21 protein-coding genes are annotated in these 20,514 nt (G+C 64.3%); 4 read left to right on the top strand and 17 right to left on the bottom strand.

Going from position 1 to position 20,514, the window contains the following annotated elements:
• Positions 1 to 89 precede the first annotated feature (89 nt).
• Entirely contained in the window at positions 90 to 1,310 is a 1,221-nt protein-coding gene (locus tag ACFUCV_RS00150) for an MFS transporter (RefSeq protein WP_380811432.1), read from the top strand.
• 36 nt (positions 1,311 to 1,346) lie between these two features.
• On the opposite strand, the gene ACFUCV_RS00155 is transcribed toward ACFUCV_RS00150, so the two are convergent.
• The 4 genes from ACFUCV_RS00155 to infC form a co-directional block, all read right to left on the bottom strand.
• Positions 1,347 to 2,258: a TrmH family RNA methyltransferase gene (locus ACFUCV_RS00155; protein ID WP_380810710.1), complete on the bottom strand. Its 912-nt coding sequence runs from the start codon at positions 2,256 to 2,258 to the stop codon at positions 1,347 to 1,349.
• 69 nt (positions 2,259 to 2,327) lie between these two features.
• Positions 2,328 to 2,711: a 50S ribosomal protein L20 gene (gene rplT, locus ACFUCV_RS00160; protein WP_380810712.1), complete on the bottom strand. Its 384-nt coding sequence runs from the start codon at positions 2,709 to 2,711 to the stop codon at positions 2,328 to 2,330.
• 108 nt (positions 2,712 to 2,819) lie between these two features.
• Complete coding sequence (gene rpmI / locus ACFUCV_RS00165; RefSeq protein ID WP_103466427.1) at positions 2,820 to 3,014, bottom strand: 50S ribosomal protein L35; 195 nt, start codon at positions 3,012 to 3,014, stop codon at positions 2,820 to 2,822.
• A gap of 103 nt (positions 3,015 to 3,117) precedes the next feature.
• Complete coding sequence (gene infC / locus ACFUCV_RS00170) at positions 3,118 to 4,155, bottom strand: translation initiation factor IF-3 (protein WP_380810715.1); 1,038 nt, start codon at positions 4,153 to 4,155, stop codon at positions 3,118 to 3,120.
• Between the two features lie 336 nt (positions 4,156 to 4,491).
• Here infC and ACFUCV_RS00175 point away from each other — a divergent pair, with 336 nt between their 5' ends.
• Positions 4,492 to 4,893 (top strand): DUF1844 domain-containing protein, encoded by a 402-nt coding sequence (locus ACFUCV_RS00175; protein WP_380810717.1) that lies wholly within the window; start codon positions 4,492 to 4,494, stop codon positions 4,891 to 4,893.
• A 114-nt stretch (positions 4,894 to 5,007) separates the two neighbouring features.
• On the opposite strand, the gene ACFUCV_RS00180 is transcribed toward ACFUCV_RS00175, so the two are convergent.
• The 8 genes from ACFUCV_RS00180 to ACFUCV_RS00215 all read right to left on the bottom strand — a co-directional run bounded on the left by ACFUCV_RS00180 (position 5,008) and on the right by ACFUCV_RS00215 (position 11,385).
• Positions 5,008 to 6,312: an MFS transporter gene (locus ACFUCV_RS00180; RefSeq protein ID WP_380810720.1), complete on the bottom strand. Its 1,305-nt coding sequence runs from the start codon at positions 6,310 to 6,312 to the stop codon at positions 5,008 to 5,010.
• A 54-nt stretch (positions 6,313 to 6,366) separates the two neighbouring features.
• Positions 6,367 to 7,278: an SseB family protein gene (locus tag ACFUCV_RS00185; RefSeq protein ID WP_380810724.1), complete on the bottom strand. Its 912-nt coding sequence runs from the start codon at positions 7,276 to 7,278 to the stop codon at positions 6,367 to 6,369.
• A 2-nt stretch (positions 7,279 to 7,280) separates the two neighbouring features.
• On the bottom strand, positions 7,281 to 8,015 hold the full coding sequence (gene priA / locus ACFUCV_RS00190; protein WP_380810727.1) for a bifunctional 1-(5-phosphoribosyl)-5-((5-phosphoribosylamino)methylideneamino)imidazole-4-carboxamide isomerase/phosphoribosylanthranilate isomerase PriA: 735 nt from the start codon (positions 8,013 to 8,015) through the stop codon (positions 7,281 to 7,283).
• A 122-nt stretch (positions 8,016 to 8,137) separates the two neighbouring features.
• Positions 8,138 to 8,287: a hypothetical protein gene (locus tag ACFUCV_RS00195; protein WP_380810730.1), complete on the bottom strand. Its 150-nt coding sequence runs from the start codon at positions 8,285 to 8,287 to the stop codon at positions 8,138 to 8,140.
• Entirely contained in the window at positions 8,288 to 8,977 is a 690-nt protein-coding gene (gene hisH / locus ACFUCV_RS00200; RefSeq protein WP_380810733.1) for an imidazole glycerol phosphate synthase subunit HisH, read from the bottom strand.
• Complete coding sequence (hisB, locus tag ACFUCV_RS00205; protein WP_380810736.1) at positions 8,974 to 9,594, bottom strand: imidazoleglycerol-phosphate dehydratase HisB; 621 nt, start codon at positions 9,592 to 9,594, stop codon at positions 8,974 to 8,976. Before hisB ends, hisH begins: the two co-directional genes overlap by 4 nt.
• A gap of 89 nt (positions 9,595 to 9,683) precedes the next feature.
• Positions 9,684 to 10,820, bottom strand: coding sequence for a histidinol-phosphate transaminase (locus tag ACFUCV_RS00210; protein ID WP_380810739.1), 1,137 nt, complete (start codon positions 10,818 to 10,820; stop codon positions 9,684 to 9,686).
• Positions 10,821 to 10,923: 103 nt separating this feature from the next.
• A complete protein-coding gene (locus ACFUCV_RS00215; protein WP_380810743.1) occupies positions 10,924 to 11,385 on the bottom strand; it encodes a LysM peptidoglycan-binding domain-containing protein in 462 nt (153 codons plus the stop codon).
• Between the two features lie 271 nt (positions 11,386 to 11,656).
• On the opposite strand from ACFUCV_RS00215, the gene lexA reads away from it, so the two are divergent.
• Positions 11,657 to 12,400 (top strand): transcriptional repressor LexA, encoded by a 744-nt coding sequence (gene lexA, locus ACFUCV_RS00220; RefSeq protein WP_380810746.1) that lies wholly within the window; start codon positions 11,657 to 11,659, stop codon positions 12,398 to 12,400.
• A gap of 55 nt (positions 12,401 to 12,455) precedes the next feature.
• Here the strand turns inward: lexA and ACFUCV_RS00225 are convergent, their stop codons facing one another.
• Together ACFUCV_RS00225 and hflX are read right to left on the bottom strand one after the other, a co-directional pair.
• On the bottom strand, positions 12,456 to 14,483 hold the full coding sequence (locus ACFUCV_RS00225) for an ATP-dependent DNA helicase (protein WP_380810749.1): 2,028 nt from the start codon (positions 14,481 to 14,483) through the stop codon (positions 12,456 to 12,458).
• The gene (hflX, locus tag ACFUCV_RS00230) at positions 14,476 to 16,134 is read right to left on the bottom strand and encodes a GTPase HflX (protein ID WP_380810753.1); all 1,659 of its coding nucleotides are present in this window, start codon (positions 16,132 to 16,134) and stop codon (positions 14,476 to 14,478) included. Before hflX ends, ACFUCV_RS00225 begins: the two co-directional genes overlap by 8 nt.
• Before the next feature lie 232 nt (positions 16,135 to 16,366).
• On the opposite strand from hflX, the gene ACFUCV_RS00235 reads away from it, so the two are divergent.
• Complete coding sequence (locus tag ACFUCV_RS00235) at positions 16,367 to 16,930, top strand: class I SAM-dependent methyltransferase (RefSeq protein ID WP_380810755.1); 564 nt, start codon at positions 16,367 to 16,369, stop codon at positions 16,928 to 16,930.
• Here the strand turns inward: ACFUCV_RS00235 and dapF are convergent.
• Genes dapF through miaB form a run of 3 tightly spaced genes read right to left on the bottom strand, consistent with a single transcriptional unit; the run spans position 16,927 to position 20,473 of the window.
• Positions 16,927 to 17,862 carry a diaminopimelate epimerase gene (dapF, locus tag ACFUCV_RS00240; protein ID WP_380810757.1) on the bottom strand — a complete coding sequence of 312 codons (936 nt, stop codon included), beginning with the start codon at positions 17,860 to 17,862 and terminating at the stop codon, positions 16,927 to 16,929. The genes ACFUCV_RS00235 and dapF overlap by 4 nt on opposite strands.
• Positions 17,863 to 17,918: 56 nt before the next feature.
• Positions 17,919 to 18,872 carry a tRNA (adenosine(37)-N6)-dimethylallyltransferase MiaA gene (miaA, locus tag ACFUCV_RS00245; protein WP_380810759.1) on the bottom strand — a complete coding sequence of 318 codons (954 nt, stop codon included), beginning with the start codon at positions 18,870 to 18,872 and terminating at the stop codon, positions 17,919 to 17,921.
• Positions 18,869 to 20,473 (bottom strand): tRNA (N6-isopentenyl adenosine(37)-C2)-methylthiotransferase MiaB, encoded by a 1,605-nt coding sequence (miaB, locus tag ACFUCV_RS00250; RefSeq protein WP_380811434.1) that lies wholly within the window; start codon positions 20,471 to 20,473, stop codon positions 18,869 to 18,871. The genes miaA and miaB overlap by 4 nt, the downstream gene beginning before the upstream one ends.
• Between the last annotated feature and the right edge of the window lie 41 nt (positions 20,474 to 20,514).

Below are 20,514 nucleotides of genomic sequence, written 5' to 3' on the forward strand. Positions count from 1 at the left end.
ATGCCCCGTACCGCGGGCTCATGCCGCCGGTGCCATCCGCCCAGCATGGGACGGGGCGTTCCCTTAGTTGCGAAAGTAGTTCATTGACTCTGCCCGAGATCAAGCGTGTCCCCTCTTCCCCCACGGCGCCGAACAAGGCCGCGTGGGCCATACTGTCCCTGGCCATTGGCGGTTTTGGCATTGGCACCACCGAATTTGCCATGATGGGCCTGCTGCCCAATGTTGCCGAGGGCGTGGGCGTCAGCGTCCCCACCGCCGGGCACGTGATTTCCGCCTACGCCTTGGGCGTGGTGCTGGGTGCGCCGTTGCTGGTGGCTGCCGGCGCCAGAATGCCGCGCAAAATGTTGGCCTTGGCGCTCATGGCCTTGTTTACCGTGGGCAATCTGCTTTCAGTGTTGGCGCAGGACTACACCGCCTTGCTGGTCACCCGTTTCATTGCCGGCCTGCCGCACGGCGCCTTCTTTGGGGTCGCCGCCGTGCTGGCCGCCTCCCTCGTGGCTCCCACGAAACGGGGCCGGGCCATCTCCATGGTCATGATGGGGCTTTCCGTGGCCAATGTTCTGGGAGTTCCGCTGGCAACCTTGGTGGGGCAGCAGTTCGGCTGGCGCTGGCTCTTTGTGCTGGTGGGCATCATTGGCATCATCACCATGATTGCCATGACCATTTTTGTGCCGGCCCAGAAAGCCCAGCCCGGGGCCAGCCTGCGGCGTGAACTTGGTGCCCTGCGCAGCGCCCAGGTCTGGCTGACACTGCTCATTGGCGTGGTGGGTTTTGGCGGCTTCTTTGCCGTCTACACCTATGTGGCCAACACCATGACCGAGGTTGCCGGCTTTGCCGCCACCTTCCTGCCGGTCATTGTTGGCCTCTATGGACTGGGCATGGTGGCAGGAAACTTCGCAGGTGGCCGGCTCGCGGACTGGTCGGTCATGGGCAGCATCTACAGTGTCATGGGCTTCATTGTTGTGGTGCTGGTGGTCTATGCGGCTTCGGTCCACATTCAGTGGATGGCGCTGGTCATGATCTTTGTGGTGGGTGCATCGGGGTCCATGCTCATCCCGTCCCTGCAGACCAGGCTGCTGGACGTCTCGGCGGGAGCTCCGACCCTGGCGTCCTCGTTGAACCATTCCGCCTTGAATGCGGCAAACGCCCTGGGCGCGTTTGTCGGCGGACTGGTGATCACCTGGGGTTGGGGATACACGGCCCCGGCCCTGGTGGGCGCCGCCTTGGCGGTGCTGGGCCTGGTCATGGCACTCATCAGCGGCGTCACCGGACGGCGTCCGCGTGCAGGAACGACGCCGGCGCACGGCTAAGCTGCTTCGCCGGAGCACACTTGGCCGCCCCGGCTCCTACACGCTGCGGCGTTGGGCCCGGGCGCTGGCATAAAGGCACACCGTGGCGGCGGTCCCAAGGTTCAGGGACTCTGCGGAGCCATACACCGGAACCGCCACCCGATGATCGGCAAGCGCCTTCTCCTCACCGGCCAGACCCTGGGCCTCGTTGCCAAACATCCACAGCGTGGGGGCCGCCAGGTCATATTGGGAGTCCGGAATTTCCTGGTCAAAGGACCTGGCAGCACTTTCATCCTGCAGCAAATCAAGGTTCAGCTGCCCATAACCGTCAGCTGCAAGGATGCCAAGGCCCGCCGACTTTGCCGCAGCCACGACCTCGGACACCTGGGCGCCAAGCACCACGGGAAGGTGGAACAGGGAGCCGGCGGTGGAGCGAACCGCTTTCGGGTTGTAAATGTCCACGCTGGACTGGGAAAAAATCACGGCATCGGCGCCGGCAGCATCCGCTGCCCGCAGCGCGGTTCCTGCGTTTCCCGGATCCTGGACCCGGCACAGCATGGCAATCAGTGCAGGCTTGCTCGCCATGACTTCGGCCAACGGCACGTCGACAAAGTTGCACACGGCAACCACACCCTGTGGGGACACCGTGTCGGTCATCGCTGCCAGCACCAATTCGCTGGCAATCCGGAGCGAGATCCGCGAACCCGGGACGGAACTTGACTCCAGCAGCTGCGGAAACCTTTTCAGGCACTCCACCGTGGCGTACAAGGCCTCAATGACGGGCGTGCCGCCCGCGGCCAGACAATCGTGGTGGGCCCGCAGCGCTTCGGTGACGGCCTGCGGCCCCTCGGCCAGGAACTGCCGGCGCTTTAAACGACCCGAGCGTCCTACCAGCTTGGCAACATCCCTCACTCGATCTGCTCGAGGATTGGTCATTGCTTCTGCTGGCGGACGCCCGGGTTCAATCATGCTTAGGACTTTATCAGCCGTTTCGCATGGATCAGCAACTGCTGGGTTCCCTTGGTGCGGGGAAGAAAACTACTTGGCTGCCGGAGCCGAGGTGTTGGCCGGCAAGGCGGCCTTGGCAATGTTGACCAGTGCGGCGAAGGCACCGGCGTCGTTGACGGCCAGGTCAGCGAGCATGCGGCGGTCAACCTCGATCTGCGCAGCCTTCAGGCCCTGGATCAAACGGTTGTAGGTCAGGCCATTGGCGCGGGATGCGGCATTGATGCGCTGGATCCAGAGGCGGCGGAAGTCACCCTTGCGCTTGCGGCGGTCGCCGTAGCTGTACACAAACGAGTGCAGCAGCTGCTCTTTGGCCTTGCGGTACAGGCGTGAACGCTGTCCGCGGTAACCCTTTGCGCGTTCCAGAATAACCCGACGCTTTTTGTGGGCGTTTACAGCCCTCTTCACACGTGCCACGTGCGTACTCCTTCAAATGATAAAGATCCCAAGCCAATCAAGCCAGGGAAGGCTTTGGTGGATGGTGTGGCCCTTCGAATTAAAGGTCACACCGATTGACTTGCAAAATTAGATGCCGAGCATCTTTTTGATGTTGCGGACATCGGCCTTGGCAACCAGCAGGTCACCCTTGAGGCGACGCTTCAAGCTGGAAGGCTTGTGCTCCAGGTAGTGGCGGCGGTTGGCCTGCTGGCGGACAAGCTTACCGGAACCGGTCAGCTTGAATCGCTTCTTCGCACCACTGTGTGTCTTCATTTTAGGCATGAGGACCTGTCTCCTAACGTATCCACCGGCGCAGCCTGTGGTTCTTTTGCAGCAACTGCTTCAGTCACTGTGGGGGGGTATTCACCGCTGAAGTGAAAAATCTCTATTCAGCTGAGCTGGGGGTTTCAGCTGCCGGCCCGGTCTTGGCCGAAGCGGGCTTGGCAGCAGGCTTTGCCGCCGCCTTGGGCGCCGGCTTCGCGGCAGGCTTTGCCGCGGCGGGCTTGGCCATAGGCTTGGGCATCGGGATGGGCCTTGCAGCCACTGGCTTGGGGGCAGCTGCGGGCTTCGCCGCAGCAACAGGCTTCGCCGCCGCCGGCTTGGTGGCCGCAGCCTTGACAGGAGCGGCGGTCCTTGCCGGTGCCGCCTTGACGGGGGCGACGGCGGGAGCCGGCTTTTCGGCCGGAGCTTCCGGAGCTGCCACGTCTGCAGGCGCTTCCTCCACCACTGCCGGTTCAACAGCGGCTTCGGTGACCGTGGCGGGAGCATCGGCGGGAGCGTCGGCGTCGTTCGTCAGGTGCAGGCCTTCAGGCAGCAGATCAGCCAGGGACTGCGTCATGGAGACCTTGTTGTCACGGTCCACATCCACCCGGGCAGTGCCGTTGGCAACCGCCTCATTGTGGGCCTTGGCATCGGCACGCTGCTGGTTGCGGCGGGCTTCGGCCTTGGCTTCAGCCTTGTTCTTCAAGGGACCAATGACCATCACCATGTTGCGGCCGTCAATGCGGGGGCTTGATTCAATCACGCCCACCTCGGCGACGCCTTCAGCAAACTTCTGCAGCAGACGGATGCCCATTTCAGGGCGCTGCTGTTCGCGTCCGCGGAACTGGATCATTGCCTTGACCTTGTCACCGGCACCGAGGAACTTCAGCGCATGTCCACGCTTGGTCTCGTAGTCGTGCTTGTCAATTTTGAGGCGGAAACGAATTTCCTTCAAAACGGTGTTGGTCTGGTTCTTGCGGGCTTCACGAGCCTTGACGGCGGCTTCGTACTTGTACTTGCCAAAGTCCATCAGTTTGCACACCGGCGGCTTGGCCGTCGGCGCTACCTCAACCAGATCCAAGTCGGACTCGGCTGCCAAACGGAGGGCGTCTTCAATGCGGACGATTCCAACCTGTTCGCCTGCTGGCCCAACCAACCGCACCTCTGGGACGCGGATTCGATCATTGATGCGTGGCTCGCTAATGTGTGGCTCCTGTTGCTTTGAAAATGGATTCCCACCAGCAACGGGGAAGGCCCCCTATTGCCGGTGCAATGGAGGCCTCAAAGTGGTCGGCCCGCGCCTGTACGCTGATGCGCACAACACGTGTCCCTTCCCGGGGGAAGGTGCCAACCGGAACCAGACAACGCCAATGCTTGGGTCGAAAGGTGGGAGAGGTCTCCACTTGCAAACTCCCTGCCATGTACGAGCAACCTCAGGCAAGGCCTGGGGAAACGTCCAAATAACAGCAACGAGTCGGTCTGTGACAAGCTTAGCAGCATGAGTAGCTCAGATAATAATCAGGACACCCGCAACAGTTTTCCCCAGGCCCCGGAAGAGGACCTGACCGAGGCCGCCTCGGTGGTGCGTGACATTGCCGAGGTTCCTGCGATCGAGGTCATTACAACCGCTGCGGTCCACCTCATGAGCGCCGCCGCCGTCAAGTGCGGCCTGGCAGCGGGCCCGGACGCTGAAGAGCTCAAGGACCTGGATGAGGCGCGCAAGCTCATTACCGCCTTGGCCGGCTTTGTCACGGCGGCGGCCCCGGAAATTGGCAGCCAGCATGCCGGACCCTTGCGCGACGGCCTGCGTTCCCTGCAGCTGGCATTCCGTGAAGCCTCCGAGTTCCCCGATGCCCCCGGCAAGGGCCCGGGTGAAAAATTCACCGGCGCCGTCAACTAGGGCCTGCCCGGCGCTTCGCTGTCAGGCCGTGCGCATGTCCGCTCCCCCTGGCGCAGGGTGCGCGGGCCTGCGTGCGCCCTGTCCGCCCCGTGCGCCCCGTGCGCCCGCGGGCTTTTAGGGCTTCACTGCCTGGGCCTGCCGCACTCCACGGTGGTCCGGGAGCGGGTTTCCGCGGCGGCGCCACAGCGACATCGCCAGCAGGCCCAGAAGAGCCAAAGCGCCGCACAGTGCCCCCACCGCCGCAAACCCCGCCCACGGGCCAACATTGTCGATCATGAGACCGGCAAAGGGCGATCCCAGCGCACTGCCCATGGTCATGGAGGTCCCGTACCAGCCCATCGCTTCGCCGCGGCGCCGCTCGGCCACCAAATCCGCAATATGCTCGGCGCTGGACGTCAGCACCGGTGCGCAGAGGAGCCCGGGCAAAATGGACAGCAGCCCCAGCGTCAGTGCATTGCTGGCAAAGCCCATGGGAATGACCAGCAGCGCCATGGCCATCAGCAGCCAGAGCGGATTGATGGAACGCTTGAGGGCTCCATATACGATCCCGCCAACAATGGATGCGCCGCACCAAAAGAGGAAAACAATGCCAAGATCGGTGGTCTGGTCCTGGAAGTCCATTAAAGAGACCATGCTCACATTGACCCCGCTGAGCACCAGCCCCGCACCAAGGGAGGTGCCCAGGATGGCGGTTATGGCCAGGTTGACCCAACGCGCGTTGTGCCGGGTTCTTCCCCACCAGCGCAAAAGGACGTTTTTTCCGCCCGCGGGGGCGGTTTCCGCGGGTTCGGCCTCAGGGTTTCCCGTCGGATCTGCCAGGCCAATGTGGGATCCCTGGTGGCCCGTGCGGGTGGGGGGATTGAACACGATCAAAAAGACCCCTGCCAGCGAGGCACTGACACCAATGACCACCAGGCCCACGACCGTGTTGTTGGTGGCCAGGAGCACGCCGGCTGCCGGCCCAATCATGAAGGTGATTTCACCGCCCATGGCATCCAAGGCGTAGGCTGTCCTGCGCTGTTCCGGTGGCACCATCACCCCCAGTGCGGTACGGACCACCGAAAAGATGGGCACGGCAAAAATCCCGCCAATGAACGCGGCAATGATCAGCAATTGGAAGTTCAAGAAAGGTGCGGCGCTCCACACCACCGCCTCTGCAATGACCGAGGGCAGCAGGGCACGGCGGAGCCCATGGATGTCCACCATCCGGCCACGCCAGGGGGCGCCGAGGGCAATGCCCAGGGTGATCGCCGCGGCGAGCAGGCCGGCGGCACTAAAGTCCAGTCCCATTGAGTCAACAACGTGCAACGTCAAAAGAACCCCTGCAGCGGCGTGGGGAATGCGGGCAAACATGGCAACAATGAGCAGCCTGCGCACGGACGCAACCGCAAGAACCTTGCGGTAGGCGGCAAAATTCACGGTGGGAACCATTCTCTTACAGGTCGCCACTGCCGTCCGGCCAGGTGGTGACAATCAGTGTGGGGGCGCAGGGTGCTTCAGCCTGATCTGCACCGAGTCCACCGCCTGCGCGAACACCTCGGAGGCTGCCCAGAAGTTTTGCAGTGTGGCCAGCACTTCATTGACCGCCCTCTGGTCAAGCCCTGGCAACAAGGTGATGGTGACGCGCAGTTCCGGTCCGGTGCCGCCACCAGCCACTAAGCGCTTGGACGCTTCAGTGCTGGTGTCCCACAGGGATTCTATGCCCTGACCGGCGTCCGCGGAAATGCCCACAAGAGCCGGATGCTCCAGCGCAGCGAGCGACTCTTCCAACACCTGGCTGACAGCCGGATGGGCATAGCTTGGCTGCCAACGCCTTTGCTGTGCCAGGGCCCACAGCGCCGGGCGCCGCACCACGAATGGACGCTGTGAGCCGGGGTCCAGGACCATGAGCTGGGCTTCCTCGGCAACTGCGGACAGTGCTGCCCGGGCGGCGTAGACAGCCACCGGGCGGGCCTGCGGATGCCAGCGTGTCAAGGCTTCGGCGTGGGAGAAGGCCGGCAGGGCGCGCCGCCCGTCGGGGCCCTGCAGGGTCACCAGCGCCATGTCCGACTCCTTGTCGGCATGCAGCCCATGCGCGCCCGCCTCCTCCGTCACCAGCTGCGCCACAATGGGGATGAAGACGCGGGCCTGGGCCAGCGAAGCCACCACGTCAGCTTCACTGCCGGCACCTGCGGCCAGCGCCGCTACGGCGGCGGCATAGGCCGGGTCCATGGCCCCGTCGTCGGCATCGAAATTGTGGTACTGCGCCGGCAGTTCCCGGCCCGCCCAAGGCTGACCGGCGGAGTCCGCACTGCCGCCGGCGCCGGCCAGGGCCGCGGCAATGTGGCCGGGAAGCTGCTTTTTGGGCACGCCGCCGCCGTCCGGCGGCGCAGGCAGTTGCGCCATGCCTAGCTGCGGCCCGCCACGTCAAGTGCCTCGGGCAGGGTAAACGCCCCGGAGTACAGTGCCTTGCCAATGATGGCGCCTTCCACCCCTTCACCCACCAGCTGGCGCAGGACGCGAAGGTCCTCGAGGCTGGAAATCCCGCCGGAGGCAATCACGGGCTTGGCGGTGCGGGCGCACATTTCACGCAGCAGTTCCACGTTGGGCCCGCGCAGGGTGCCGTCCTTGGTGACGTCGGTGACCACGTAGCGTGCGCACCCGGCATCTTCGAGCCGCGCCAAAACCTCCCAGAGGTCTCCGCCTTCCTTCGTCCAGCCGCGTCCTGCCAGGGTCGTTCCCCGCACGTCAAGGCCGACGGCGATCCTGTCACCAAAGCGCTCAATGACCTTGGCTGTCCATTCCGGATTTTCCAGTGCCGCCGTGCCAAGGTTGACGCGTGCCACGCCAAGTTCGAGGGCCGCTTCCAAGGAGGCGTCGTCACGCAGGCCGCCGGAAAGCTCCACTTTTACTGTCAGGGCCTGCACCATCTCGCGCAGCAGCCCAACGTTGGAACCGCGGCCAAAGGCGGCATCGAGGTCCACCAAATGAACCCACTGCGCGCCGTTGTTTTGCCAGTTCATGGCAGCTTCCAGCGGTGAGCCGTAACTGGTTTCCGAACCAGCCTCGCCCTGCACCAGACGCACGGCTTGTCCATTGGACACGTCGACGGCGGGCAGCAATTCCAGGATGGGAGTGGTCATGGGATCCTCAGCGTTGTTGAAGTGAATGCAGCAGCGGCGGAGATGCTGCTGCGCGAAAAAAATGAGCTGTTACTGCACTGGAGCAGGCTGCGCATCGGCGCAGCCCCTGGCCGCATCGGCAGTCATTGGGTAAGGAGGTAGGCCGCAAGCAGTGACATGACGGCCAACAATCCGAAGCTGACGGGGATCCAGCGAGCCGTCTTTTGCTGGTAAAAGGTGTAGGCCCCGCCAATGAGAAGCCCGGCCAGGGCCATCAGCAGCAAAGACCACACCTAGGGCACCATCCGTTGCAGTGAAGGCTTGTTCAATGAACGGACCCAATTGCGCAAAAGCCGGGCACCGGCGTCGCCGGATTTTTCCGGGTGGAACTGTGTTGCACACAGCGGGCCGTTTTCCACCGCCGCAATGAAGGGGGCGCCATGTTCTGACCACGTCACCTGCGGTGGCCGCATTTTAGGTTGCAGGACTTCGAAGTCCCACTTCTGCACCCCGTAGGAGTGCACGAAGTAGAAACGCTCATCCTCAATGCCCTCAAACAAAACGGAGCCTTCCGGCACCTGCACGGTGTTCCAGCCCATGTGGGGCACCACGGCAGCCGGCAGCAGTTCAACCGTGCCGGGCCACTCCCCCAGGCCCTGGTCCAGCTGGCCGTGTTCCACGCCAGCCTCGAAGAGCACCTGCATGCCCACGCAAATGCCAAGCACTGCACGGCCGCCGGCCACTCGCCGGCCAATCATGCGCAGCGCGTCAACGCTGCGCAGCTCGGCCATGACCGAGCCGAAGGCGCCGACGCCGGGCACCACCAGACCGTCGGCCTCCAAAACATCCTCGGCCTTGGCGCTGAGCGTGACTTTGGCCCCTGCGCGCTCCAGGGCGCGCACGGCCGAACGGACATTTCCGGAACCGTAGTCCAGCACTGTCACCGTGGGTTCGGAGGTGTTGGACCCTGCTGGAAGACTCACAAGAGACCCTTCGTCGATGGGATGCCTGTAACGCGGGGATCGGCTTCGATGGCCGAGCGCAGGGCCCGGGCAAAGGCCTTGAACTGGGCTTCCACTATATGGTGGGGGTCACGGCCGGCAATGACGTTCATGTGCAGGCAGATTTGGGCGTGGAGGGTGATGGCCTCGAAGACATGCCGGGTCAGTGAGCCGGTGAAGTGGCCGCCAATCAAGTGGTACTCCTGGCCTGCCGGCTCGCCGCCGTGCACCAGATACGGCCGCCCGGACACATCGACGACGGCGTTGGCAAGAGCTTCGTCAAGGGGCACGGTGGCCTCACCAAAGCGGCGGATGCCGGCTTTGTTGCCCAACGCGGTCTTGAGCACTTCGCCCAGGGAAATGGCCACGTCCTCCGCCGTGTGGTGGACATCAATGTGGGTGTCGCCCGTGGCCTTGATGTGCATGTCGATGAGCGAGTGTTTGGACAACGCCGTCAGCATGTGGTCATAGAACGGAACCGAGGTGTCAATGGTGGATACGCCCGTGCCGTCCAAATTGATCTCCACCAGGACGCTTGATTCGCTCGTGGCGCGTTCCAAGCGGGCGGTCCGTGCGGGGCCGGGGGTGGTGTCAGTCATTGCTGCAGTCCTTTGAAGTGGAGCGGGCCGGCCTTACAGCTGCAGGGCAGGGGGATGCTTCTGTGGGGTCCGTCGTGGATGTCACCAGTTTAGGAGGGTTCGGCGTTTATGCCCAACCCGGACTCCGCCTCACCGGCCTTGATCTCCCGCAGGCCGTCAAGGAAGGCAGTGGTCTCGGACTCGGTGCCGGCCGTGACGCGCAAGTGGCCGGTGATGCCCACGTCGCGAATCAGGACGCCCCTGTCCAGAAGGGCCCGCCACAGCTCGTGGGGGTGCTCCACCCCGCCGAAGAAGACGAAGTTGGAGTCCGACGGCGCCGGACTGAAGCCCAGTTCCACCAGGCCGTTGACCATCCGGTCCCGCTGGATCTTGATCTGTTCAACATTTGCCAACAGCGATGCCGAATGGCGCAGGGCCGCCACTGCCGTGGCCTGCGTGATGGCGGAGAGGTGGTAGGGCAAACGGACCAGACGCAGGGCGTCACTGACTTCGGGAGCCGCGGCAAGATAGCCCAGCCGGGCCCCCGCCAAGGCAAAGGCCTTGCTCATGGTGCGCGATACGATCAGCCGCGGGCGCCCGGGCAACAGGGACAGCGCGCTTGGCGTGCCGTCATGGGCAAACTCGGCGTAGGCCTCATCCACAATAATGATGGCCTGCGCGGCTTCACCGGCCTCGTAGACGGCCTTCACCACGTCCGCACCCAGAGCGGTGCCGGTGGGGTTGTTGGGGGAACAAAGGAAAACAATGTTTGGCGCCAGATCACGGACCTGTCGGGCCGCCGATTCCGCGGACAGCTCGTAATTGCCTGCGCGTTCACCGGCAATGTACGCAGTACCTGTCCCGCTGGCCAGCAGCGGGTACATGGAATATGTGGGAGGGAACCCCAGAGCCGAACGTCCCGGACCGCCAAAGGCCTGCAAAATCTGCTGCAGCACCTCATTGGAGCCATTTGCGGCCCACAGGTTCTCCGGCTGGAGTCCATGCCCCAGATAGTTGGCCAACTCCTGACGCAACACCGTGAATTCCCTGTCCGGGTAGCGGTTCAGACCTTCAAGTTCTGCTGCGACAGCGTCCATGATGGCCACCCGCGCATCAGCGGGAACCCCGTGGGTGTTTTCATTGACGTTGAGCAGAATGGGCACGTCCAATTGCGGTGCACCGTAAGGGTGCTGGCCGCGCAGGTCATCGCGGAGCGGCAATTGGGCTAAGCGTTCGAACTGGTCCATGACACCAGCTTATTTGCAGCTGCGGCCAAGACTGAAATGGCGTCGGCATGCGGACACATCCTCATCCTGCCGGCAAGCCGGCGACGGCCTTGTGGAGCCGGCGCTACCTCTGGATGGGGACGTAGAGGCGCTGCCCGGCTTGGACTATGCCCGAACCCAGATCGTTCAGCACCACAATTTCACTGACAACGTCCCGCACGTCCCGGCTCGGATCCGCGGCACTGGCAATGGACCACAGACTTTCCCCCTGCAGCACAGTGACACTGACGGCATAGTCGGCCATGTCAATGGGTTCATGGGCCGCCGACGCCTGGGCCGGCGACGCCAGCGAACCGGCTGCCAGGGCACACAGCGCCAATAACACCAGCGCTGCCGTCAGCAACGCCGGCAGACCCAGCAATATGAACCGGCCACGCCGGGTTAATTCCAGCCCGGAACGCCCCGCACCCTGTGTTGCAGCCGTGCCGGCGCAGCTGCCCGGGCCAGCGGTGCCGGAAGGCACGGCCGCCTGCGGTGCGCCTGCCCGGGTCCTGCCTGTTCCTGCGTTCATGGCTATGACAGTCATGACTTGGTCCTTTCGCCGTGGATCACGATCCTGGCCACCAACACCCAAGCGATCTGTTCCATGCTCTATAACTTCGATAGAACGTATGTTCTATTTCCTTGCTTCTACAGTTTTAGCACCTATTGACGACTCTTGCCAAGAGTCCGTAGAACAAATGTTTGAAATTGCCCCCGTTGTGGCTTAAACTTTCTTTAACAAGGATTGGCCTCATGTACAGTCCACCAGCAGGCACTGACATTGTTCAGGGCAGTCACGAAAGGACCACGGAACCATGGCGCTTCCCGACCCACCGCATCGCATCCCGCAGGCGCCCAGCCGCGCCGGAATGAAGGGATTGACGGTCCGGCAGAAAAAAATCCTTGAGTGCATCCAACGATCGATTGCGGACAAGGGCTATCCGCCGTCCATGCGTGAGATTGGTGACTCGGTGGGGCTCGCGAGCCTCTCCAGCGTCACCCACCAGCTAAGCCAGCTGGAACGCCACGGCTATCTGCGCCGCGACCCCAAACGTCCCCGGGCCATGGAGGTCCTTATCCCCCTGGTGCTGGACAATGGCCAGGTGGAGATCGAGGGTGTGCCAACCCCCAGCAAGCTGCGCAGCTCCAATGGCTTGAATTTCGCGGAGCTCAGCAGCTCCTCGGATACCGCCTTTGTGCCACTGGTGGGGCGCATTGCCGCCGGTGGCCCCATCCTGGCCGACCAGTCTGTTGATGACATCATGCCGCTGCCCCGGCAAATAGTGGGCAGCGGCGAGTTGTTCATGTTGAAGGTCCAAGGGGACTCCATGATTGATGCCGCCATTTGCGATGGGGACTGGGTCGTGGTGCGCCAGCAGAGCAGTGCCGACAACGGCGACATAGTTGCCGCCCTGCTGGAGGACGAAGCGACCGTGAAGACTTTCCGTCAACGCGACGGCCACACCTGGCTGCTGCCGCAAAACACCCGCTATGAGCCAATTCTGGGTGACCATGCCACCATCATGGGCAAAGTGGTGTCGGTGCTGCGGAGTCTTTAGCGGCCGGCTACAGCAACCTGCCAGGCCCGGAAACCCACAGCGGCTTTCCGGGCCTTTACTTTTCCGCCAGCCGCTTCAGCGCCGACAGCGCCACGGCGCGATCCTTGGTGGCCCAGAACGGCGGCAGCGCAGCCCGCAGGAAGCCGCCATAGCTGGCATTGGCCAATCGGGAATCAAGCACTGCCACCACTCCCCGGTCACTGCTGGAACGGATGAGCCTGCCAACACCCTGCGCCAGCCGGACGGCTGCATGTGTGGCGGAAATGGCCAAGAATCCATCTCCCCCATTACGCGCCACGGCGCGGGCCCGCGCGGTGACCAAGGGGTCGTCCGGTCGGGGGAAGGGAATGCGGTCAATGACCACCAGGCGGCAGGAGGCGCCTTGGACATCCACGCCCTGCCAGAGGGACATGGTGCCAAACAGGCAGCTGTCGGGCTCCTCGGCAAATTCCCGGATAAGAGCTGACATGGAGGAGTCCCCCTGGCAAAGGATCTTTGCCGCGAGCTGGGGGCGCAGCTTGGCGGCCGCGTCCTCGGCTGCGCGCCGGGAGGAGAAGAGCGCCAAGGTTCCGCCGCCTGCGGCGTTGATCAGCTCCTTGAGCTCCTCCAGTTGCTCCGGGGAATTGCCAAAGCCGGGCTTTTTCAAATGTGCCGCCACGTAGAGCATGCCCTGGCGGGGATAGTCAAAGGGCGAGCCCACGTCGGCGCCGGTCCACTTTGGCGCACTGGGCCCAAGCAGGCCCAGCCCGCCGGCCGTGGCTTGAAAGGACTGCCCAATGGCCAGCGTTGCCGAGGTCAGCACCACCGTGCGGTCGGCAAAGAGTCCCTCGCGCAGCTTCATAGCCACACTCAGCGGAGCAATGTTCAGCACTGCCGGCTCACTCTGCTCGGCCCGCTGGTAGCCCTGCCCCGGGACGAAGGTACCTGGCCGGGAGGCCCACACAACCTCCCCCTCGTCCTGGGCGGACAGGAGACGTTCACAGAGTTCGAAGATCAGGTTCAGCCGCGAACGGGCTATGGACCGTCCCCCATCCACGGCGGCATTGCCCTCGGGCTTGGAATCGGACAGGGCTGCGCGGCTGGCATCCCGGGCCTGGCCCACGGCTTGGCTTTGGGCCTCGGAGAGTCCCTGGGGCATGAGGCCCTCGGGGGTCCCGGCCAAAGCCAAATCCAAGGCCGCGGCGGCGGCCTGCAGCGCATCGACCGGGACGGCCGTATGCTTGCGGGTGCTGGAGGCCGCGGAGAGCAGCATCTGCACCGAGAGTTGCCCGGAAACGGCACCGGTGACACGGTCCTGCAGTTCATGGGCCTCATCGACCACCACCACGTCATAGTCCGGCAGTACGGCAATGCCTTCAAAGGCGCTGATGGCCAACATGGCGTGGTTGGTGACCACAATGTCCGCCTCAGCACCCTTGGCACGGGCCAGCTCGGAGAAGCATTCAGTGGCCAGCGGACACTTTTGCGCCCCCAGGCACTCCATGGATGTCACGGAAACCTGCCGCCAGGCCCGGTCGGTGACACCGGGAACCAGCTCGTCCCGGTCCCCGGTCTCCGTATCCTGGGCCCAGTCCCTGAGGCGGACCACTTCCTTGCCCAATTGGGATGTCGGACCCGAAGAGCTGCCCGGCAGGTGGGCGACACTGGCATCCTCCCCCAGCGTGAACAAGGCCCCTTCACCTGTGTCTTCGGTGGGAAACCCACCACCGAGCTTTTGTTTGCAGACGTAGTTGCTGCGCCCCTTCACCAACGCCACATCAATGGGCCGTGGGAGGACTGTTTCCAGGGCAGCCAGAAGCCTGGGGACATCGCGGCCCACAATTTGGGCCTGCAGGGCCAAGGTTGCCGTGGCGATCACGGCTGGTTTGTCGCTGCCGAGCGCATTGACAATCAAGGGGATCAAGTACGCCAGGGACTTCCCGGTGCCCGTGCCCGCCTGCACCAGCAAGTGGTCGCCGCTTTCAATGGCCGCCACCACGCGGCGGACCATTTCATGCTGTCCGTCACGCCGCTGCCCGCCCATGGCCTCCACGGCCCGATCCAATAATTCAAGGGCCTGCGTTGAAAGGGCCGTATCAGTCATGATGAATAAACGGCCCAACCTCGGCAGCTAAATCCTCACGGACGCGCACCTGGGCAACGGTGCCCTTTTCGCCATGCTCCAAGCTGATGATTTCCGCGTCGCTGCCGTGGAGTTTGTTCAGCACATCTCCCCGGTCGTAGGGGATCATCAACGTCAGCGGAACGCTGGGATGCGGGATGGCTTCGGCGATGGCCTCCAAAAGCTCCTCAATGCCCTGACCGGTGCGCGCGGAGACCACGACGGTGCGGGGCTCGCGCTGACGCAGGCGCTCCACCACAAAGGGATCGGCAATGTCGGCCTTGTTGAGGATGATGATCTCTGGAATCTGCAGGGCGCCCACTTCCGCAAAGACCGTGCGGACGGCCGCAATCTGCCCTTCAGGGTCGGGGTGGGAGGCGTCAACAATGTGCAGGATCAAATCCGCATCCGCCACCTCTTCCAGCGTTGAGCGGAAGGCCTCCACCAGCTGCGTGGGCAGGGAGCGGACGAAGCCCACCGTGTCCACCAGGGTGTAACCCAGACCGTCGGCGGTCTCGGTTTTGCGCACGGTGGGGTCCAGGGTGGCGAACAGGGCGTTCTCCACCAGCACTCCGGCGTCGGTGAGCCGGTTCAGCAGCGAGGACTTGCCGGCATTGGTGTAGCCGGCAATGGCCACCGAAGGCACCTTGTTCCGCTTGCGGTTGGCCCGCTTCGTTTCCCGGGCCGGTTTCATTGCAGCAATTTCGCGGCGCAGCTTGGCCATCCGGGTGCGGATCTTACGGCGGTCCAGTTCCATCTTGGTTTCACCGGGGCCGCGGGAGCCAATGCCGCCGCCGGCGGCACCCACCCGGCCGCCGGCCTGGCGGGACATGGACTCGCCCCAACCACGCAGGCGCGGGAGCAGGTATTCCATTTGCGCCAGCTCCACCTGCGCCCGGCCCTCCCGGGACTGTGCATGCTGGGCAAAGATGTCCAGGATCAACGCCGTACGGTCAATGACCTTGACCTTGACCACTTCCTCCAAGGTGCGGCGCTGCGACGGTGCCAGATCACCGTCAATAATGACGGTGTCGGCGCCGGTGGCGTGGACGATTTCCTTCAGTTCCTGGGCCTTGCCCTGCCCCAGGTATGTGGCGGGGTCAGGTTTGGCCCGACGCTGGACCAATCCGTCCAACACTTCCGAACCAGCGGTTTCGGCCAGGGCAGCCAACTCCCGCAGGGAGTTCTCGGCGTCGGCCATGGTGCCGTGGGACCACAAGCCGGCCAAAACCACCCGCTCCAGGCGGAGTTGGCGGTACTCGACCTCGGTGACGTCCTCAAGTTCAGTGGACAGGCTTCCCTGTCGGCGCAGGGCGTTTCGTTCGGCGAGCTCGCTCTGGTCGCCATCGAAGCTGCTGTGTTCAAAATCCAGCTCGGACACGGCCTGGGCGGTGCCGGCAAGGGGCCTCGTGGTGGGGGCGCCGCTGTGGGGATCCTGGTCCTCCACGGCGTCGTCGCTGCGTACGGAACGGCCGGCTGCCGCATCCTTGGCCAGAATGCGGTTAATGACTGCCTCGATCTCGGCGGCTGTCAGCTCCGAGCCGTCGGGATTTGATTCAGGTCCAGTTCCAAAGGTGCCGCCTTCGGGCAGCGTGTTGTCATCGGAACCATGGTGAGCGGATGCGTTGGACATATTCTCCTTATTGAGCGCTTGGTTCAATCGTAGTCCGGGGCACCCACACGCACACCTTTTTGCTTCCCGCTGTGGAAAAGCCCGGCAGCTTGAGCCTCGTCACCTTAGGTGTGCCTAGATACACATTGGCGTCCATTCCCACTAATCTGGCAGGACTATGGGTACTCAGGGTGCAGATCATTATTTCAGTTCACAGCCGTCAACGCCAATGAAGCGACGGCCGCTAAAGGTGATGCTGGCTGGCAAGGAACGCCAGCTGCACACGGCCGGCGGCATTTTCAGCCCCGATGGCGTGGACAAGGGAACGGCCATTTTGCTCTCCGCCGCGCCGCCGCCGTCGTCCGTGGGAAATCTGCTGGACATTGGCTGCGGCTGGGGACCGATCGCGCTCACGCTGGCCCTGCGCTCCCCCGAGGCAACTGTCCATGCCGTGGACGTCAACGAACGCTCCCTTGAACTGACGCGGGACAATGCCGCCGCCCTGGGCTTGGACAATGTGCTGGCTGCCACCCCCGACGCGGTCGACCCGGCGCTGCGTTTCAACACCATCTGGTCCAACCCGCCCATCCGGGTGGGCAAAGCCGAACTGCACTCGATCCTGCTGCAGTGGCTGCCCCGTCTGGCCCAGCACGGCAACGCCTACCTGGTGGTGCAGAAAAACCTTGGTTCCGATTCCCTCCAGCGTTGGCTGGCGGCCGAACTGGCCCAACAGTTCCCCGAGGCGGGCTTTCGGGTAAGCCGCGACTCCACGCAAAAGGCCTTCCGCGTCCTGCGCATCACGCGCACCGCACCCTAGGAAGCGAAGCCTGCGGCCAGGACGCCCTCGGCGACCACCACGGCCGGACCACTGAGCTCCACGTGTTCGCGGCCCCCGGGTCCGGTGAAGAAACGCACACCCACCACGCCGCCGGGAACAGCCACTGCCCACAGCTCCGGGGCGCCGGCGCCGGCCCAGAACCGGGTGGCGGCCGCAGCCGCGCAGGCACCCGTGCCGCAGGAGAGCGTCTCCCCCACCCCGCGTTCGTGCACGCGCATGCTGATGTGGCCGATCCCCTCCATGACAAGCGGTTCCGCCGGCACGGTGAACTCCACATTGCTGCCGTTCGATGGAACGGGCGTGACGGCCGGGGCCGTGGTGAGGGGAAGTGCAGCCAGCTCCTCCAGGTCAGCCAACGCCACGACAGTGTGCGGGTTGCCCATGGTGATGGACAGGGCCGGGCGCGCCACGTCCAGGCCCACGGCCTCCACGAGCGAGTCGCTGCCGCGCGCCTGGACCTGTGCGGGTTCCAAAAATCCCCACGGACCCATGTCCACACGGTAGCCGTCGGCGGTGCGTGCCACGACCTTGACGCCGGCCCGGGTGCCAATGGGCAGCTGCTCGCCGTCGGCCAAGGAGGCCAGTCCTTCGCTGATCAGAAAGTGGACAAAGACCCGCACCCCATTGCCGCACATTTCAGAGAGCGAGCCATCGGAATTGTAGTAGTCCATGAACCACTGGGCCGCCGGGTTCTCTTCCAGGATGGCAGTTCCTTCAAGAATGTTTTCCGACCGGACAGCCCGGATCAAGCCATCGCCGCCAAGTCCGCGCCGCCTGTCGCACAGGGCCGCGACCTGCTCGGCCGTCAAGCTCCGCACCCCTTCCGGATCGGCCAGCAGGACAAAATCGTTGCCGGTGCCGTGGCCTTTGGAAAAGCGCATGCCTGTCAGGGGATTGTTGGCGTTTGTCATGGTTTCAGACTAGGCCATGCCATGCACGGCGCCGGAATGCCGCTGCGGCGCCTGCTTCAGCCATGGCCGCCGCGGGCTGCAAGCACCAGCTTCGCCGCCGCGCAGTGCAGCTCCGGCTGCGCCCAGTCCAGCCACTGCACCCGCGGGTCGGCCCGGAACCACGTCAGCTGGCGGCGGGCAAACTGCCGGGTCGCCACAATGGTTTGTTCACTGGCCTCGGCAACCGAGGATTCGCCGTCCACCACGCGCAGGAACTGCGCATAGCCCAGCGCCTTCCGGGCCGTGCGCCCCGCACGCAGGCCCTCGGGAATCAAAGCTGCCACCTCCTCCAACAGCCCGCGTTCAACCATGGCGTGCACGCGGGCCGCGAGGCGGCCATGCAGTTCGGCGCGGTCGCCATTGAGTCCAATTTGCACAGTTGGCTGGACATAGCTGCGGTTCGGCATGAAGGAGCTGAAGGGCCGCCCTGTGAGCTCGTGGACCTCCAAGGCCCGCACGGCGCGTTTTCCATCACCAATGCGGTCGGCGGATACCGGGTCCACGGTGCGCAGCCGCGCCAGCAGGGCCGGGAGCCCGTGGCTGTCCAGCTCGGCCTCCAATGCGGCACGCAGCTGCGCATCGGTGCCGGGGAACTCCAGCACGTCAATGGCGGCCCGGTTGTAGAGCCCGGAGCCGCCCACCAGCAGCGGCAGCTTTCCGCGGGAGCGGATGTCGGCCATGGCCGCGCGGGCCTCCTGTTGAAAGGCCGCGACGGTGGTGTCCTCGCGCACGCTGAGGAAGTCCATCAGGTGGTGGCTGATGCCGCGCCGCTGGCCAGGCATCAGTTTTGCCGTGCCAATGTCCATGCCACGGTAGAACTGCATGGAGTCGGCGTTGATGATTTCACCGTCAAAGCGCTCAGCCAGCTCCAAGGCAAGCTCCGATTTGCCCGAACCGGTGGGACCCACCACCGCCACCAGCGGCAGCTCCGCCAAGGACCCTGCTGCCCGCGGCCCGGCGGCAGGGCTCATGCCGACCGCACCGGCAGCGTGGGCATGCCCAGGTTCACCGCCGGCCGGACCCCGCCGGCTCCCGCCGGGGTGGGGACGCCGCAGGAATCGGCCTGCGCCAGATCCCACGCGTCCCCGGCCCTGGAGCGGCGCAGCTGGTAGTCCGCAGCGCTGGCCGGATCGGCTATGAGGTGGAAGGCTGCCGCTTCGGTCACCGTCACTGTCACCAGGTCTCCGGGGCGGGGCGCCTGTGCACCCTCGGGAACGCTGAAATGGACCAGGCGCTGGTCCTGGGCCCGGCCCGAGAGGCGGTTGGTTTCGGCGGCCTTTCGGCCCGAACCCGAGGTGACCATGACCTCCACTTGGCGGCCCACCTGCTTGGCGTTCTCCTCGGCGGCAATCTTGTCCTGCAGGGCCGTCAGGCGCAGGAAACGTTCCTGCACCACTTCCTTGGGCAGCTGGTCCGGCAGATCGGCCGCAGGCGTGCCGGGACGTTTGGAGTACTGGAAGGTGAAGGCCGTGGCAAAGCGCGACTTTTCCACCACGTCCAAGGTGGCCTGGAAATCCTCTTCCGTCTCTCCGGGAAAGCCCACAATGATGTCGGTGGAAATGGCCGCATGCGGCATGTGTGCGCGCACCTTGTCCAGAATGCCTAAAAATTTTGCCGAACGATAGGAGCGGCGCATGTCCCGCAGGACCTTGTCCGAACCGGACTGCAGCGGCATGTGCAGTTGCGGCATGACATTGGGGGTTTCCGCCATCGCCGCAATGACATCGTCGGTGAAGGCCGCCGGGTGCGGGCTGGTGAAGCGCACCCGTTCCAAGCCCTTGATCTCACCGCAGGCGCGCAGCAGCTTGCCAAAGGCCAGCCGGTCCCCGAACTCAATGCCGTAGGAGTTGACGTTTTGCCCCAGCAAGGTCACTTCAATGGCGCCGTCGTCGACCAGCGCCTGGATTTCGGCCAAAATCTCTCCCGGGCGCCTGTCACGTTCCTTGCCCCGCAGGGAAGGCACAATGCAGAAGGTGCAGGTGTTGTTGCAGCCCACGGAGATGCTGACCCAGCCCGAGTACACCGAGTCGCGGCGGGTGGGCAGTGTGGAGGGGAAGACGTCCAGGGATTCCAGGATTTCCAGCTGGGCATCGGCATTGTGCCGGGCCCGCTCCAGGAGCACGGGCAGGGCACCAACATTGTGGGTGCCGAACACCACATCGACCCAGGGCGCCCGCCTTTGTATGGTGTCCCTGTCCTTTTGCGCCAGGCAGCCGCCCACGGCAATCTGCATGCCCGGGTTGGATTCCTTGATGTGCGCCAGCATGCCCAAATTGCCGTAGAGCTTGTTGTCGGCGTTCTCACGTACAGCGCAGGTGTTGAACACCACCACATCCGGCACTGCCTCACCCTTGGCGTCCACCACGCGGGCCGGACCGGCGTCGGCCAAGGCCACCATGCCGGCACCCTCCAACAGTCCGGCCATGCGCTCGGAGTCGTGGACATTCATTTGGCAGCCATAGGTGCGCACCTGGTAGGTGCGCGGCGCGGCGGCTTCAGCGGCGGCCGCCGAAGCAGGTGCGGGGGCGGAACTGGGTGCGGGTGCGGAAAAATCAACGCTCTTTTGGATCAGGCTCACCCAACAAGCTTAAGACCTGTTTGGCCCCTGGCCGC

It is taken from the genome of Specibacter sp. NPDC057265 (assembly GCF_042668835.1).
GTDB lineage: Bacteria > Actinomycetota > Actinomycetes > Actinomycetales > Micrococcaceae > Specibacter.